This is a genomic window from Agrococcus sp. AC640b, from assembly GCF_979255995.1.
The window spans coordinates 15,085-29,385 of sequence record NZ_CEEDMM010000009.1; the positions used below are offsets into that span (position 1 = coordinate 15,085).

At 69.6% G+C, this 14,301-nt stretch carries 16 protein-coding genes; 8 read left to right on the plus strand and 8 right to left on the minus strand.

The window, feature by feature from the left end:
• Positions 1-5: 5 nt before the first annotated feature.
• The 5 genes from ACZ6H8_RS05190 to dnaA all read right to left on the minus strand — a co-directional run bounded on the left by ACZ6H8_RS05190 (position 6) and on the right by dnaA (position 5,664).
• Entirely contained in the window at positions 6-503 is a 498-nt protein-coding gene (locus ACZ6H8_RS05190; protein ID WP_464145158.1) for a DciA family protein, read from the minus strand.
• On the minus strand, positions 500-1,609 hold the full coding sequence (gene recF, locus ACZ6H8_RS05195) for a DNA replication/repair protein RecF (RefSeq protein ID WP_464145162.1): 1,110 nt from the start codon (positions 1,607-1,609) through the stop codon (positions 500-502). Before recF ends, ACZ6H8_RS05190 begins: the two co-directional genes overlap by 4 nt.
• Before the next feature lie 13 nt (positions 1,610-1,622).
• A complete protein-coding gene (gene gnd, locus ACZ6H8_RS05200; protein WP_464145164.1) occupies positions 1,623-2,510 on the minus strand; it encodes a phosphogluconate dehydrogenase (NAD(+)-dependent, decarboxylating) in 888 nt (295 codons plus the stop codon).
• Between the two features lie 12 nt (positions 2,511-2,522).
• Positions 2,523-3,665 (minus strand): DNA polymerase III subunit beta, encoded by a 1,143-nt coding sequence (gene dnaN, locus ACZ6H8_RS05205; protein WP_464145168.1) that lies wholly within the window; start codon positions 3,663-3,665, stop codon positions 2,523-2,525.
• Between the two features lie 589 nt (positions 3,666-4,254).
• Complete coding sequence (gene dnaA, locus ACZ6H8_RS05210; protein WP_464145172.1) at positions 4,255-5,664, minus strand: chromosomal replication initiator protein DnaA; 1,410 nt, start codon at positions 5,662-5,664, stop codon at positions 4,255-4,257.
• A gap of 296 nt (positions 5,665-5,960) precedes the next feature.
• Here dnaA and rpmH point away from each other — a divergent pair, with 296 nt between their 5' ends.
• From rpmH to ACZ6H8_RS05250, 8 genes are all read left to right on the plus strand, one after another.
• Positions 5,961-6,098 (plus strand): 50S ribosomal protein L34, encoded by a 138-nt coding sequence (rpmH, locus tag ACZ6H8_RS05215; RefSeq protein ID WP_072314745.1) that lies wholly within the window; start codon positions 5,961-5,963, stop codon positions 6,096-6,098.
• 6 nt (positions 6,099-6,104) lie between these two features.
• Positions 6,105-6,428, plus strand: a complete 324-nt coding sequence (gene rnpA, locus ACZ6H8_RS05220; protein ID WP_464145175.1) for a ribonuclease P protein component — start codon at positions 6,105-6,107, stop codon at positions 6,426-6,428.
• Entirely contained in the window at positions 6,425-6,712 is a 288-nt protein-coding gene (gene yidD, locus ACZ6H8_RS05225) for a membrane protein insertion efficiency factor YidD (protein WP_464145178.1), read from the plus strand. Before rnpA ends, yidD begins: the two co-directional genes overlap by 4 nt.
• A 22-nt stretch (positions 6,713-6,734) precedes the next feature.
• On the plus strand, positions 6,735-7,715 hold the full coding sequence (gene yidC / locus ACZ6H8_RS05230; protein WP_464145181.1) for a membrane protein insertase YidC: 981 nt from the start codon (positions 6,735-6,737) through the stop codon (positions 7,713-7,715).
• The gene (locus ACZ6H8_RS05235) at positions 7,712-8,191 is read left to right on the plus strand and encodes a Jag family protein (RefSeq protein WP_464145184.1); all 480 of its coding nucleotides are present in this window, start codon (positions 7,712-7,714) and stop codon (positions 8,189-8,191) included. Before yidC ends, ACZ6H8_RS05235 begins: the two co-directional genes overlap by 4 nt.
• Positions 8,188-8,817 (plus strand): 16S rRNA (guanine(527)-N(7))-methyltransferase RsmG, encoded by a 630-nt coding sequence (rsmG, locus tag ACZ6H8_RS05240; RefSeq protein ID WP_464145186.1) that lies wholly within the window; start codon positions 8,188-8,190, stop codon positions 8,815-8,817. The genes ACZ6H8_RS05235 and rsmG overlap by 4 nt, the downstream gene beginning before the upstream one ends.
• A 1,886-nt stretch (positions 8,818-10,703) precedes the next feature.
• Positions 10,704-11,537: a ParA family protein gene (locus ACZ6H8_RS05245; protein ID WP_464145188.1), complete on the plus strand. Its 834-nt coding sequence runs from the start codon at positions 10,704-10,706 to the stop codon at positions 11,535-11,537.
• Positions 11,534-12,523 (plus strand): ParB/RepB/Spo0J family partition protein, encoded by a 990-nt coding sequence (locus tag ACZ6H8_RS05250; protein WP_464145189.1) that lies wholly within the window; start codon positions 11,534-11,536, stop codon positions 12,521-12,523. The genes ACZ6H8_RS05245 and ACZ6H8_RS05250 overlap by 4 nt, the downstream gene beginning before the upstream one ends.
• A 78-nt stretch (positions 12,524-12,601) precedes the next feature.
• Here the strand turns inward: ACZ6H8_RS05250 and trxA are convergent, their stop codons facing one another.
• Genes trxA through ACZ6H8_RS05265 form a run of 3 tightly spaced genes read right to left on the minus strand, consistent with a single transcriptional unit; the run spans position 12,602 to position 14,299 of the window.
• Positions 12,602-12,913, minus strand: a complete 312-nt coding sequence (gene trxA, locus ACZ6H8_RS05255) for a thioredoxin (RefSeq protein ID WP_464145191.1) — start codon at positions 12,911-12,913, stop codon at positions 12,602-12,604.
• A 14-nt stretch (positions 12,914-12,927) separates the two neighbouring features.
• Positions 12,928-13,863, minus strand: a complete 936-nt coding sequence (trxB, locus tag ACZ6H8_RS05260; protein WP_464145319.1) for a thioredoxin-disulfide reductase — start codon at positions 13,861-13,863, stop codon at positions 12,928-12,930.
• A 52-nt stretch (positions 13,864-13,915) separates the two neighbouring features.
• Positions 13,916-14,299, minus strand: a complete 384-nt coding sequence (locus ACZ6H8_RS05265) for a hypothetical protein (protein ID WP_464145194.1) — start codon at positions 14,297-14,299, stop codon at positions 13,916-13,918.
• Between the last annotated feature and the right edge of the window lie 2 nt (positions 14,300-14,301).

The following is a 14,301-nucleotide window of genomic DNA, read 5'->3' on the forward strand; positions in this document are numbered from 1 at the left end:
GCCGCTCACCCCCACGTGTCGCGCGGGCCGCGGCCGCGCACCGTGCGCGGGCCGCGCAGGAACGAGTGCTGCTCGGGCCCGACGAAGCGGATGCCGACGATGCCCGCCTCCGGGAACGCCTGCACGATGCGCGTCGTGATGTCGGCGCGCAGCAGCCGCATCTGCTGCGCCCACGCCGTCGACTGGCAGCGCACGACGAGCAGCCCCTCCTCGATGCCCTCCGGGTGCGTCCGCTCGGCGTTCTCGGCGCCGACGATGCGCGGCCACTCGGAAAGCACGCCGCCCTGCGCCATCTCGCCCTGCCATCCCGCCTCGCTCACGAGCCGATCGAGCGCCCCGCCGAGCCCCAGCGGGTCGCGGCCGGAGGTGAAGGGCTCCGAGCCGATCGCGCGCCGCGTGCGCCGCCTGCCGTCCTTCGTCGTGATCGACGGATCGCCGAACCTGGCGCGGATGCGCATCCACACGCGCTCGGGCTCGTCGCGCTCGGCGTCGAGATCCTTCACGCCGCACCGTCCGCGGAGTCCTCGACGACGACGCCCGCGGCGATCCGGATGCGACGCCCGGCGAGCACGTCTGGCACGTCGTCGTCGACCGCGGCGGTGATGAGCACCTGCTCGAAGCTCGACACCGCCACGGCGAGCCGCTCCCGGCGGCCTGCGTCGAGCTCGGCGAACACGTCGTCGAGGATGACGACGGGGTCGCCTGCGGCATCGTGGCGGATGAGCTCGGCCGCAGCGAGCCGCAGCGCGAGCGCGTACGACCACGACTCGCCGTGGCTCGCGTAGTGCCGCGCGAGCAGGCCGCCGAGCACGAGGTCGAGGTCGTCGCGGTGGGGCCCGAGCAGGCTCACGCCGCGGTCGAGCTCGTCGCGTCTGCGCGCACGCAGCGCCTCGGCGTAGGCCGCCTCGTCGGTCGGCACCTCCGAGACGAGGCGGATCTCGGTGACGTGCTCGTCGCCCGCGACCGTGCGGTACGCGTCGGCGACGCGCGGCTGCAGCTCGTCGACGAGCGCGAGGCGCGCGCGCTCGACCTCGAGGCCGAGCGCGACGAGGCGCTCGTCCCACACGTCGAGCGTCGTGAGGTCCTCGGGCTTGAGGCGCGAGGCGCGCGCCGACTTCAGCAGGCTCGAACGCTGCCGCAGCACGCGCTCCAGGTCGCTCATGACCGAGCCCATGCGGGGACTGCGCTGCACGATGAGCTGGTCGAGCATGCGCCTGCGCCCACCGGGATCGCCGCGCACGAGCGCGAGGTCCTCCGGGCTGAACAGCACGGTGCGCAGATACCGCGGCAGCTCGCTCATGCGCACGGGGTGCCCGGAGGCCTGCGCCTTGTTCGAGCCCTTCGCGACGATCTGCAGGTCGACGCCGATCGTGCGCTCGCCGTTCGTGAGGCTCGTGCGCACGTACGCCTGCTCGACGCCGGCGCGCACGAGCGCTGCATCGTGCGAGACGCGATGGCTCGCACCGGTCGCGGCCACGACGAGGGCCTCGACGAGGTTCGTCTTGCCCTGGCCGTTGCGGCCGATGAGCAACGTGACGCCCGGCTCGAGGTCGACCGTCGCCCGCTCGTAGTTGCGGAAGTCGGTCAGCTCGAGGCGGCTCACGTGCATGACGCCGCCACGCTCACTCCGCCGGCTTGACCGCGTGGCCGCCGAACTGGTTGCGCAGCGCCGCGACCGCCTTCATCGCCGGGCTGTCGTCCTGTCGCGACTCGAACCGTGCGAAGAGCGCGGCCGAGATCACCGGCAGCGGCACGGCGTTCGCGATGGCCTCCTCGACCGTCCACCTGCCCTCGCCCGAGTCCTCGACGTAGCCCTCGATGTCCGACAGGTCGTCGTCGGCGTCGAGCGCGCGCACCATGAGGTCGAGCAGCCAGGAGCGGATGACGGTGCCGCGCTGCCATGCCTTGAACGAGCCGGGCACGTTCGTGACGATCGGCGACTTCTCGAGCAGCTCGAAGCCCTCCGCGTACGCCTGCATGAGGCCGTACTCGATGCCGTTGTGCACCATCTTCACGTAGTGGCCCGCGCCGACGCCGCCCGCGTGCACGAAGCCCTCCTCGCGAGGGCCCTCCGGACGCAGCGCGTCGAAGATCGGCATGGTGCGCTCCACGTCGGCGACGTCGCCGCCCACCATGAGGCCGTAGCCGTTCTCGAGACCCCACACGCCACCCGAGACGCCGACGTCGACGAAGTGGATGTCGCGCGCAGCGAGCAGCTCGGCGTGCCGCGCATCCTCGGTGAAGCGCGAGTTGCCGCCGTCGATGACGAGGTCGCCGGGCTCGAGGCGCTCGGCGAGGTCGGCGACGACCGATGCCGTGATCTCGCCGGCGGGCACCATGACCCAGATCGTGCGGGGCGCGGCCAGCGACGACACGAGCTCCTCGACCGACGCGACGTCGGTCACCTCGGGGTTGCGGTCGTAGCCCACGACCTCGATGCCGGCGGCACGCACGCGATCGCGCATGTTGCCGCCCATCTTGCCGAGACCGATGAGGCCGAGCTGCGTCACGAGATGCTCCGATCAGCGCAGCAGCAGGTTGGGCTGCAGCAGGTACTGGAAGTTGGAGGCGCCGGCGTCGTCGCGCGACGTCTGCCCCGTGATGAGCATGGGGCCCGGCTTGTTCGTCGACTCCGAGCGGGTGAAGGCGACGCGCACGAACTCCGAGTGCGTCGCGCCCAGGCCGTCGAGCAGGAACTGCGGCTTGATCGACAGCACGATGTCGTCGCCGGTGAGCACGGCGTCGACCGACTCCTGCGCCTGCGCCTGCTCCGAGCCGATCGCCTCGAGGGTGACCTGGCCGTCCTCGAAGGTGCAGCGCAGTGCGGCCTCGCGCTCGAGCACGAGCTGCACGCGACGCGTCGCCTCGACGAGCTCGGCCGTGTTCAGCACGGCGTGGTGCGGCGTCTCCGCGGGGAACAGGCGGCGCACAGGCGGGTAGTTGCCCTTGATGAGCAGGCTCGTGACCGTCTTGTCGCCTGCCGAGAAGGCGATCTGCTGACGCTCGCCCTGCTCGGACATCGTCACCGAGATCTGCGGCGACGAGCCGAACGTGCGGCCGACCTCTGCGATGGTGCGTGCGGGCACGAGGGCCGTGAGCGCCTCGGTGTCGGATCCGGCATCCCACGGGATGCTGCGCACCGACACGCGGTAGCGGTCGGTGGCGATGAGCGACAGCGAGGTCTCGGCCGCCTCGAGCTGCACGCCGGTGATGACGGGGGTGACGTCCTCGCGCGAGGCCGCGACCGCGACCTGTGCGACGGCCTCTGCGAAGGCCGAGCCCGGGACGACGCCCGTGCGACCGACGACCTCCGGCAGCGTCGGGTACTCCTCGATCGGCATCTTCAGCAGCGTGAACTTGGCAGAGCCGCACTGCACCTTGACGATGCCGTCTGCCTCCTCGACGACGATCTCGCGCTGCGGCAGGCGGCCTGCGATGTCGCTGAGCAGTCGACCCGAGACGAGCACCGTGCCCTCGTCGTCGACGTCCGCGTCGACCGACGTCGTGGCCGAGACCTCGTAGTCGAACGTCGAGAGCGTGACCTTGCCTGCAGCGGCCTCGATCCGCACACCCGTGAGGATGGGCAGCGTCGAGCGCTGCGGCAGCAGCTTCACCGCGAACGACACGGCCTCTGCGAAGACATCCCTGTGGATGACGAACCTCACGGCGCACTCCTTCGATCCAGCCCGGTCATTGTGTCATAGCGACGGGGCCCCTCGGCTGCGTCGCCGAGCCGGCCGGCGAAGGTCATCGGGGAGTGGAATGTCATCTCTCTCTCCTAATGGTCATAACCGGTGTGGAAGGTGTGGAGGGATGCCAGGATTCCTGTCATCCCATGGGAACTACACGCGTGTGAGATGTGGAGCGCCTGTGCGGTGCGAGGGGTGCCCTGTGCGATCGGATCCGAATGACAGGAATGTCATTCCACAGCCCCCCTGCTCGTTGTGCACAGGGTGAGCGGCGCGGCGCACACCCCCGCCAACACGAACTGCACAGGCTGCGACCTGTGGTTCGAGCGCGGTGCGGCGAGCGTCGTGGCATGGGTGCTCTGCGGTCGAGCGCGGTGCGCCCTTTCGAGGCTCGCTGCGCTCGCACCTCAAGGGCCGGGTGGTGGCGCGTCGCGCGAAGAGGCGATCCCTGCAGCCGGTGGCTCCTGCTCGCCTCCCCGACCGCTCCTCGAGGTGCGAGCGCAGCGAGCCTCGAAGGGAGCCCGCACCCGGCGACCACGATCCCGGCGCGCAGCGACGGAGGGGGTCAGCGAGCGGGAGCCTGCTTGATGCGAGCCGTCAGCTCGGTCACCTGCGTGTAGACCGAGCGCTTCTCCTTCATGAGCCGCTCGATCTTCTTGTTCGCGTACATGACCGTGGTGTGGTCGCGGTTGCCGAACAGCTGACCGATCTTCGGCAGCGACAGGCTCGTCATCTCCCGGCACAGGTACATGGCGATCTGCCTGGCGAGCGCGACCGTCTGCGACCTCGACGACCCGTAAAGGTCCTCCTCGGTCAGCTGGAAGTAGCCGGCGGTGTGGGTGATGATGTCGCTCGGGCCGATGACGACCTCGCTCGTCGCGGCGAAGAGGTCCTTCAGCACCGTCTGCGCGAGCTCCATCGTGACAGGCAGCCGGTTGAGGCTCGCGAACGCGGTGACGCGGATGAGGGTGCCCTCGAGCTCGCGGATGTTCGTGGTGACGCGCTGCGCGATCTGCTCGAGGATGTCGTCGGGCGCGTCCATGCGCTCGGCCTGCGCCTTCTTGCGCAGGATCGCGATGCGGGTCTCGAGGTCGGGGGCGGTCACGTCGGTGATGAGGCCCCACTCGAACCGCGACACCATGCGCGCCTCGAAGCCGGTGAGGTGCTTGGGTGCGACGTCGGAGGTGATCACGACCTGCTTGTCGTGATCGTGCAGGGTGTTGAACGTGTGGAAGAACGCCTCCTGCGTCGACTCCTTGCCCTGCAGGAACTGGATGTCGTCGATGAGCAGCACGTCGACCTCGCGGTACCTGGCCTGGAAGGCCTGGCCCTGGTTGTTCGCGATCGAGTTGATGAAGTCGTTCGTGAACTCCTCGCTCGACACGTACCGCACCCGGATGCCGGGGTACATGTTCTCGGCGTAGTGGCCGATGGCGTGGAGGAGGTGCGTCTTGCCGAGGCCGGACTCGCCGTAGATGAACAGCGGGTTGTACGCCTTCGCGGGCGCCTCGGCGACGGCGAGCGCTGCGGCGTGGGCGAAGCGGTTGGAGCCGCCGATGACGAAGTTGTCGAAGACGTACTTCGGATTGAGGCGGGAGTCGACTCGTGGTCCCGGCGTCGGGCGTGCCGCCTCGGACGGTGCCGAGATGACGTCGTGCTGCACGTAGGGGCCGGCCGTCTCCGGCGCCTCGTCGAGCGCGTGGCCGAGCTCGAGCTCGGGGTTCACGACGATCTTGAACGACGTGATCTCCACAGCGTTCTCCACAATGGCCTCGGTCACCGGGATGCGCAGCCGCTGCTCGATCATGTCGCGCGTCAGGTCGTTCGGCACGTCGAGGTAGAGCACCGATCCCATGGTGCCCTGCGGCTCCACGAGGTCGAGGAATCCCCGGACAGAGGGTGGTATGCGTGGATCGTTCGCGAGCGTGGCGAGCACTGCGGCCCAGAGCCGGTTGGCGTCGACGCCACCGCTCATGAACAGGCTCCGTCCCGTGGGGTGCGTGGGGTTGTCCACACCGTTGTCCACAGGTGGATGGATGCGGTGCTCGCTCGCGCGCTGGCCGCATCGATGGCAGCTCCGGCGGGAGGATTCACCGATTCTGCACGCATAGCGCACTCCTTGCAAGTCGCATCAGAATGACGACGGCGTGGCGTGCGACACGGTTCGAGCCTCGGTTGACCCTTCATCGCAGCATCGCGTATGATCGCCAGGTTGCCTCTCGCGAGGCACGACGACTTCCGGCCCCCGGCCGACACCCACGGAGACATCTCATGAGCAAGCGCACGTTCCAGCCGAACAACCGCCGCCGCGCCAAGAAGCACGGCTTCCGCCTCCGCATGCGTACGCGTGCCGGCCGCGGCATCCTCGCAGCGCGTCGCCGCAAGGGGCGCACCGAGCTCTCCGCCTGAGCCGCGGTGCTGCCGAAGCCGAACCGCGTCGTGCACGCGGCGGACTTCCGGCGCATCGTCCGCAAGGGGCGCAGGATCTCCTCCCCCGTCGCGGTGCTCCACGTCACCGAAGCCGAAGCAGGCGTCAGCCGCTTCGGCTTCGTCGTGTCCAAGAAGGTGGGCAATGCCGTCGTGCGCAACCGCGTGCGGCGGCGCATGTCGGAGATCGTGCGGCACGCGATGCCCATCGAGCCGCCCGTCGACGTGGTCGTGCGGGCGCTTCCTGCTGCCGGCATAGCCGACTACGGTACGCTCGCGGGTGCATTCGAACCATTGCTGAGGTCACGATGAGCGCGTTCGTGCTGATCCCGCGCAACGTGTGCATCGCGATCCTGGTCGCGTACCGCACGGTGGTGTCGCCGCTGTATGGCGACGTCTGCCGGTACTACCCCAGCTGCTCGTCCTACGCGTTGCAGGCCATCCAGCAGCACGGTGCCGTGCGAGGCATGTGGATGGGTGCACGCCGCATCATCCGCTGTCACCCGTGGGCAGCGGGCGGGGTCGACGACATCCCGTCGCCGAGTCGCACGATGACCACCTCGCGCCTCGGCTTCGTCTCCGGAGCCACCCGATGACCGAGAAGAAGAGGAATCGCTGATGCCCGACATCATCGGCCTGCTGATGTGGCCCATCAAGTGGGTCCTGGAGGCCATCCTGGCGGGGGCGCACGAAGTGCTCACGGTGCTGGGCATGGACCCGACGTCCGGCCTGATCTGGGTGCTGTCGATCGCGTCGCTGACGCTGATCGTGCGCTCGGCGATGATCCCGCTGACGGTGCGCCAGATCCACTCCTCGCGCAAGGCGCTCGAGGTCGCGCCCGAGATCAAGAAGATCCAGGACAAGTACCGAGGCAAGAAGGACCAGTTCTCTCGCGAGGCCATGCAGCGCGAGACGATGGAGGCGTACCGCAAGGCCGGCACGAACCCGTTCGCATCGTGCCTGCCGCTGCTGGTGCAGATGCCGATCTTCTTCGGTCTCGTCACGGTGCTGACCGAGGCGAACAGGCAGAACCCCGGCGTCGGCTTCATGACGCGCGACCTCGCGGTGCAGTTCTCGAACGCATCGCTGTTCGACATCGTGCCGCTGCACCGCACGATGCAGCAGGGCTTCGAGAGCGGTGAGGTCGCGGTGATCTTCACGGCGATCCTCATGACGGTCATCATGTGCGCCACGCAGTTCTACACGCAGCTGCAGATCATGTCGAAGAACCAGACTCCGCAGATGAAGGAGTCGCCGATGTACAAGCAGCAGCGTGTGCTGCTGTACATCATCCCGGTGTTCCTGCTCGTGTCGGCGTGGGCGTTCCCGCTCGCCACGATGTTCTACTGGCTCGTGTCGAACCTGTTCACGCTCGTGCAGCAGCTCATCATCATCAGTCGTCTGCCGAACCCCGGCTCCGACGCCGCGCTCGCACGTGAGGCTCGCCTGGCGCGCAAGCGGCAGCGCATGGGCGTCGCAGAGGAGAGCGACGGCGAGTCCGCGTCCACGGTCGACGAGGCACCCGTGATCCTCAACACGCAGCGCCAGCAGCCGAAGCGCAAGACGACGAAGGCGAAGCGCGAAGGGGGCGGCAAGTGACCGACGAGCAGCCGCAGGTGGCGACGGAGCCCGACGAGGGCGAGATCGCAGCGGACTACCTCGAGGGACTCCTCGACATCGTCGACGTCGATGGCGACATCGAGATCGAGGAGGTCGGCACGCGTACGACCCTCAAGGTGGGCGAGCAGGGTGACCCGTCGCTCGCTGCCCTCAGCGCGCCCGAGGTGGTGTCGGCGCTGCAGGATCTGACGCGCCTGGCGGTGCAGTCGCAGACCGGCGAGTTCTCGCGCGTCGTGCTCGACGTCGCGGGCAGCCAGGATGCGCGCACCGGCGAGCTGCGTGCGCTCGTGGAGCGCGCCGTCGCGGCGATCGAGGCTGGCGAGGCTCGTGCCACGCTCCCCGCGATGTCGTCGTACGAGCGCAAGCTCGTGCACGACCTCGTCGCCGAGGCGGGCTACCACTCGGAGTCCGAGGGCGAGGGGCGCGACCGGCACGCGGTCGTCGTGCCGAGGTGACGCTCGTCGAGCAGGAGCCGCCGGCCGCCGCCGTGATGTTCGGCGAGCGGATCGAGCTCGCACGCTCGTACACTGCGTCGTTGGCCGAGCATGGCGAGACGCTCGGCCTCATCGGCCCGCGTGAGCTCGACCAGCTGTGGAGTCGACACATCCTCAACTCTGTCGTGATGGCTCCCCTGCTGCGCCGTGATGGTCTCGTGGCCGACGTCGGATCGGGTGCGGGGCTTCCTGGTCTCGTGCTCGCGATCGCGCGTCCCGACGTGTCGATGGCGCTCATCGAGCCGATGGAGCGCCGGTGCGACTGGCTGCGTTCCGAGACGGAGCGCATGGGGCTGACGAACGTCGAGGTCGTGCGCGCTCGTGCCGAGGAGGTGCACGGCACGCGGGCGTTCCATCAGGTGACGGCGCGCGCGGTGTCGGCACTGCGCACCCTGGTGCCGTGGACGGCGCCGCTCGTCGCAGACGGTGGGGAGCTCGTGCTGCTGAAGGGCGCGCGCGTGCACGACGAGATCGTGGCGGCCGAGAAGGTGCTGCGCAAGCATCGCGTGGGAACGCCGGAGGTCGTCGAGCTCGACGCCGGCGATGGCACGGTGACGCGCGTGTTCCGCGCGACCGTGCGCGGCTGACCCCCTGAGCCGCGGGCCTCCGGCCCGGTCAGCGGGCCGATCGGCTCCGTGCACCAAGCGCTCGCTGTGGTGCGCGTCGCGTTGCGTCGTGGGTCTTCGCATCCGGGTGTCGCGCTGTCGGTGGGGCTGCGCTGTGAGCGCCGTCGTACGCGACGGGGTGGGGTCGCTGGTGTCGTGGTCGTCGCGGCTTCGCTGGCACGGACCGGCAGTCCACCCGCGGCGGGCCGGGTGCGAGTCGGCGACGTCCGGGGATGCTGGGTGCCTATGCACGCCGGTCGGATGCCGCGCCCGTCCGTGCTCGAGCGCGCGAGGCGTCGACCTCGGAGGGCAGCCTGGTGCCGCGTCGGGTGCACGGGTCGTGCATGGCCGCACGCCTCGCTCTCGCGGTGTGGGCGTCGCCCGTGGGTGACGAGGTGTCGGAGCCACGCGGTGCCAGCGTTCCGTAGTGCCCGCCGCATCGTGGTGCTTGCTGGAGCTTCGTCGGGCGATCCGATCCACGTTCCGCTGCGTCGACGTGCATCCCCGCGGCTGTGGCGCGCGACCCGTCGGTCCCCCGCGCCGCATCGTGGCGTCGATGGTGCGCGTGTGGGTCCTCGTCGAGTGCGTGCGGCGATGCGTGAGCACTCGCGGTCGTCACGCGTGCGCGGCGCCGCACGGCACGGATGCTGCCGCATGTGTGCGAGGCCGGCACGATGTTTCACGTGGAACATCGGTGGTGCACGCTCGAGCCCAGGTCGTCGCCCACGAGCGAGCACGAACCTTCGAGCCACCCACGTGCGCCCGGGCCGCGTCGTGGGTGCTGGCGGCGATGTCCATGACGTTCCTCGTTCATCGTCAGCGAGCGAGGGTGCTGGTGCTGGGTGACGTCGCCGTCGTTGCGTCGAGCGCCCGCGGATGACTTTGCAGGCCGGCGGGTTGTCGTCCCGGCACGTGCCGCATCCGTCGTCGGACAGTGCAGTGCAGCCGTCGTCCACCGCGCGATGTTTCACGTGGAACATCGATCGAACGCGTGCGAGCTCGTCGTCGACGAGACCCTGCGACGATCTGACCGCCGGGCGCGCGGGAAGCCTGCGGGTCGTGCTTCGATGTGTGCGATGGCTGCCCGGCCGCCGCGAGCACCCGTCGATGGGCGCCCTCTCGGCATCTGCACCATCTCACCGGGGCGACGCGAGGGGGCGGCCGGTTCTACACGCGTGAGCGGCGGGGCTGGTTCCCGAGACGACAGCGAGTCCGTGCGATGCGCGGCCGCATGCAGCGCGACGACAGGCGGGAGCAGCGCCACGGTGCGAGGGCGCGCTCGGTCTGGAGCCGGACGTTCGGCGCGCGTGATTCGCAGGTCCCGCTGGCGGGGTGGTGGATGTTCCACGTGAAACATCGGTGGGACGACGCGCTCCCGACGCCGAGGAGCGCTGCAATCGCGAGCGTGCGTCTCGGCGAGGGACCCGGACGAGCCTGGTGGTGCGGCGGGCGCCGGGAAGGCCGCGAGCGGCGCATGAGATCGCATGATGATCGAACGATTCATCCCCCGACCTGTGGAGAACTGTGGAGAACGTCGCGCGTTCGCGCGACCATGAGCGGCGTCGTCGCAGGGTCCACTGACCTGAGATCCCTGCAAACACGCGGCAGAACGGGATCTGTGGGTGCTTGGCACGGCGCTGACGAGCTCCTGCTGCGCGCGGCGAGGTTATCCACAGCTCTCCACAGGTCGGCTCGTGCGAGGACGCGCCGGTCGAGTTGGCGAAGCAGCGTCCGATGCCGGAAGATGACCATGGGACAACGGACGCGTGCGTGATGTTTCACGTGAAACACGACCGAGAGAGGACGGGGTTCCGGTGCAGACGACGGGTCGATTCGACACCACGCCGATCGCGCGCGAGATGGCGGACATGGCGAAGCGACGCTCGGCGTTGGCGAATGCGGCGCATCCGCTCCCCACGGAGACCAGGGTGATCGCCGTCGTCAACCAGAAGGGTGGCGTGGGCAAGACCACCTCGGCCGTGAACCTCGCGTCGTCGTTGGTCCGCGCGGGTGCACGCGTGCTCGTCGTCGACCTGGACCCGCAGGGCAACGCATCCACGGCCCTCGGCATCCCTCACAACGCCGACGTCACGAGCACGTACGACGTCCTCGTCGACGAGACCGCCCTGGCCGACGCCGTGCAGCCGAGCGCCGACTCGGAAGGGCTCTTCGGCGTGCCGTCGACCATCCATCTCGCAGGCGCAGACCTCGAGCTCGCCCCCCTCGAGCGCCGCGAGTTCCGGCTCCGTGCCGCGCTGCAGCAGTACCTCGCGTCACGGGATGAGCCCATCCACTACGTGTTCATCGACTGCCCGCCATCGCTCGGCCTGCTCACCATCAACGCCTTCACGGCCGCCACCGAGGTGCTGCTGCCGATCCAGTGCGAGTACTACGCCCTCGAGGGCGTGACCCAGCTGCTCGACACGATCGAGCGCATCAAGGCGCACCTCAACCCCTCCCTGTCGCTCTCGACGGTGCTGCTGACGATGTACGACGGGCGCACGCTGCTCTCGAAGCAGGTCGCCGACGAGGTGCGCTCGCACTTCGGCGACGTCGCGCTGCAGACCATCATCCCGAGGACCGTCAGGATCTCGGAGGCACCTGGCTTCGGTCAGACGGTGCTCGCGTACGACCCGAACTCTCCCGGCGCGCTCGCCTACCGCGAGGCGGCCGCCGAGATCGCACAACGAGGAGCAGCATGAGCAAGCGAACCGGTCTCGGACGGGGCATCGGCGCCCTGATCCCCACGGCACCGGCTCCCGCTGACGTCGACGACGCCAGGCAGCCCGATCCCATGCGCGATCGCCCGGTCGACGTGTTCTTCCCGGCAGCGAGGGCTGCCGATGGCGCAGAGCTGGCCGCGGTGCCAGGCGCTCGGCTCGCCGAGCTGCCGCTCGACGCGATCGTGCCCAACCGTGCGCAGCCGCGAGATGTCTTCGACGAGGACGACCTGTCGGAGCTCGAGCACTCCATCCGTGAGTTCGGCGTGCTCCAGCCCATCGTCGTGCGCCCGCTCGAAGGGTCGGCCGATCGGTTCGAGCTCATCATGGGCGAGCGTCGTTGGCGTGCCTCGCGGCGCGCAGGCAAGGCGTCCGTGCCCGCGCTCATCAAGGACACGCCCGACGACGAGATGCTGCGGGACGCGCTGCTCGAGAACCTCCACCGAGCAGACCTGAACCCGCTGGAGGAGGCCTCCGCCTACCAGCAGCTCATGTCGGACTTCTCGATCACGCAGGACGAGCTCTCGAGGCGCATCGGTCGGAGCCGCCCGCAGATCTCGAACACCATTCGCCTCCTGCGTCTGCCCGAGACGATCCAGACGCGCGTCGCATCAGGTGTGCTGAGCGCCGGTCATGCACGGGCGATCCTCTCGGTGGACGACGAGGACGCGATGGCGCGCCTCGCCGACCGCATCGTAAACGAGGAACTCTCAGTTCGAGCCGCCGAGCACGCTGCGAGCGTCGCGCAGGCGCGCGTGCCGCGTCGTCCGCAGCGGGGAGGCGTGCAGCGAGGGCTCGACGAGGTCGCCGAGCGCCTCACCGACCGTCTCGACACGCGGGTCCGCGTGAGCCTGGGCCGTTCGAAGGGTCAGATCGTCGTCGACTTCGCGACCGTCGCCGACCTCAACCGCATCCTGAGCGAGCTGGGAGAGCAGCCGTTCGGCGACGCCGTCAGCCTCGCGCCGTAGCGTCTGCGCCGCACACGACGAAGGGCCCCGGGTGCGACCCGGGGCCCTTCGTGCATCCCTCGCGGGATGCGTGGTCGATCAGAGGAAGGCTGCGAGATCCGCCTCGAGGGCGGCCTTCGGCTTCGCGCCGATGAGCTCCTTCTTCACCTCGCCGCCGACGAACACCTTCATCGCGGGGATGGAGGTGATGCCGTAGCGCATCGCGAGGTCGGGGTTCTCGTCGACGTTGACCTTGACGACGTCGAGCTTCTCGGTCTCGCCGTCGATCTGCTCGAGGATGGGGCCGACGGCACGGCACGGGCCGCACCACTCAGCCCAGAAGTCGACGAGGATCGCCTTGTCGGCCTCCAGCACGTCGGCCTGGAACGAGTCGGTCGTGACGTTCTTCATGGGATTCCTCCTTCTCAGGCCGGAACTGCCTCGGGCAGCTCAGCCAGGTAGTGCTGGGCATCGAGCGCCGCGACGGTGCCCGAGCCGGCGGCCGTGATGGCCTGACGGTACGTGGGGTCGATGACGTCGCCTGCGGCGAAGACGCCGGGGACGTTCGTCCGCGAGGAGCGGCCATCGACGGCGATGGTGCCCTCGGTCGTGAGGTCGAGCTTGCCGTGCACGAGGTGCGTGCGCGGGTCGGAGCCGATGGCGACGAACACGCCGTCGATCGGCAGCTCGCGCGTCTCGCCCGTCACCGTGTCGCGCACCGCGATGCCCTGCACGGCCGTCTCGCCGAGGATGTCGGTGACGACGGCGTTCGTGAGGAACGAGATCTTCGGGTCGGCCGCTGCGCGGTCGAGCATCGCGGCACTCGCGCGGAACGTCTCCGAGCGGTGCACGATCGTGACGGTCGCGGCGAACTTCGTGAGGAAGGTCGCCTCCTCCATGGCGGAGTCGCCGCCGCCGACGACGACGAGGTGCTTCTCCTTGAAGAAGAACCCATCGCACGTCGCGCACCAGGAGACGCCGTGGCCAGAGAGGCGGTCCTCGCCAGGCAGGCCCAGGCGACGGTACGCGGAGCCCGTCGCGAAGATGACGGTGCGGGCCTCGAGCACCTCGTCGCCGACATGCACCCGCTTGACGGGGCCGTCGAGCTCGAGCTCGGTGACGTCGTCGAGCCGCACGTCGGCACCGAAGCGCTCGGCCTGCTGCTGCATGTTGAACATGAGGTCGGGACCCATGACGCCCTCCGGGAAGCCCGGGAAGTTGTCGACCTCGGTCGTCGTCATGAGGTCGCCGCCGGCCTCGACGCTCGACGCGAGCACCACCGGTGCGAGGTTCGCGCGGGCGGCGTAGATGGCCGCGGTGTACCCGGCGGGGCCGGATCCGATGATGATGACGTCGTGCACGGGTGCCTTTCGCTCACGCGCCACGCTGGCGCTCACTGCTCGTCAACCGATGCTAGCCCCGGGCCATTCCCTCCACGGGCAGCGACTGGAGCACGTCGCCGGTGGTCGCGTCGAGCACCGAGACGGCGTCGGTCTGCAGCGGCTCGGAGCCGACGATGCGAGGGTTCGCGACGCGCGAGCGGCGGTGGCGATCCCACGAGTCGACGATCGTGCCCGTGGCGCCGTCGACGAACACGACGGCGGGGTGCGCGTACGCCATGGGGGAGGACTCGTCGGACGACCACCAGCCGTGGAACGCGAGCGGACGCTCGGGTGCGCCCAGCGACGGCTGCGCGGGTGCGCGGCGAACGAGCACGGCCTGGGCGACGACGGCACCGATGCCGGCGGCGACGCCGACGATGACGGGCGCCACGAGCCTGGCGAGCGGATGCGGCATGT

What these genes read in the sequence shown, in the direction of transcription:
- recF (WP_464145162.1), bottom strand. Translation starts at nt 1,609, where the DNA reads ATGCACGTGAGCCGCCTCGAGCTGACCGACTTCCGCAACTACGAGCGG.
- dnaA (WP_464145172.1), bottom strand. Translation starts at nt 5,664, where the DNA reads ATGAGCGGTGGCGTCGACGCCAACCGGCTCTGGGCCGCAGTGCTCGCC.
- rpmH (WP_072314745.1), top strand. Translation starts at nt 5,961, where the DNA reads ATGAGCAAGCGCACGTTCCAGCCGAACAACCGCCGCCGCGCCAAGAAG.
- yidD (WP_464145178.1), top strand. Translation starts at nt 6,425, where the DNA reads ATGAGCGCGTTCGTGCTGATCCCGCGCAACGTGTGCATCGCGATCCTG.
- yidC (WP_464145181.1), top strand. Translation starts at nt 6,735, where the DNA reads ATGCCCGACATCATCGGCCTGCTGATGTGGCCCATCAAGTGGGTCCTG.
- ACZ6H8_RS05245 (WP_464145188.1), top strand. Translation starts at nt 10,704, where the DNA reads ATGGCGAAGCGACGCTCGGCGTTGGCGAATGCGGCGCATCCGCTCCCC.
- ACZ6H8_RS05250 (WP_464145189.1), top strand. Translation starts at nt 11,534, where the DNA reads ATGAGCAAGCGAACCGGTCTCGGACGGGGCATCGGCGCCCTGATCCCC.
- trxA (WP_464145191.1), bottom strand. Translation starts at nt 12,913, where the DNA reads ATGAAGAACGTCACGACCGACTCGTTCCAGGCCGACGTGCTGGAGGCC.
- ACZ6H8_RS05265 (WP_464145194.1), bottom strand. Translation starts at nt 14,299, where the DNA reads ATGCCGCATCCGCTCGCCAGGCTCGTGGCGCCCGTCATCGTCGGCGTC.